General features: G+C 72.0%; 2 protein-coding genes. Both read left to right on the top strand.

All coding sequences use genetic code 11. The features are described 5' to 3' along the window. On the top strand, window positions 1–293 hold a 293-nt coding region (locus tag AC1DWF_RS34015), incomplete at its 5' end, for a capsular polysaccharide export protein, LipB/KpsS family (protein ID WP_476842895.1). Window positions 294–412: 119 nt separating this feature from the next. Continuing rightward, window positions 413–750, top strand: a 338-nt coding sequence (locus tag AC1DWF_RS34010; protein WP_476842894.1) for a phosphotransferase, incomplete at its 3' end; no start/stop codon positions are given.

Here is a 750-nt window from a genome sequence, read left to right as displayed (position 1 = left end):
ACCGCGTGCCGGGGCTGACGCACGAGGATGGGCTGGACAGCTTCTGGCAAGAGGCCCGGGTGCCCGACGTGGCACTGACCGACGCCTTCCTGCGCGGGATCGGGCACCACCTGCACGTGCGCGGAGGCTTCTATTCGGCCGGGGGCATCGCGGCGGCGGTGAAGGCCATGGCCGACCGGCTGGAAGCCGGCCTCCCCGATGTCTCGCTGCCGCCGCGTCCGGATGCCGGGCCCGCCACCACGACGGCGCCCGAGCGGTCCTTGGACATCTTCCGGACGGATGGGATCGCCTGACGTCGCTCAGGGGACGGACGACCCTTTCCGCCGCCTTGAACCATCCGGCCCCGCATGCTCGATTGCGGAGGCGATCCGGACGCTTCGCCGTCGGGCATGCCGGTGACGAGGCCAGAGGGGTGACGGTGCCGTCCGCGATTTTCGACGTGATGACCATCCGGCCTCCCGCCATCGCGCTCGAGACCGCCCGGGACGTCGCCTGGTCGCTCTGGGGATTGCGCGCGGAGCCGCGCCCGCTCCGCGGCGAGCGGGACGCCAACTTCCGGCTGCGCGCCGAGAACGGTCGGCAATTCGTGCTGAAATTCGCCAATCCGGCCGAGGATGCCCGCTTCCGGGACATGCAGCTCGGAGCGCTCGATCATATCGCACGGGCTGCGCCGGACCTGGCCGTTCCGCGGGTCATCCCCCTGCCGGACGGAGCGGCGGAGGCGCGCGTCGCCGATGCGTCGGGCAAGGC

It is taken from the genome of Aminobacter sp. P4_D5, from assembly GCF_056401815.1.
The sequence above is the reverse complement of the archived record's forward strand: the minus strand, read 5'-3'. Positions and strand labels throughout refer to the sequence as shown.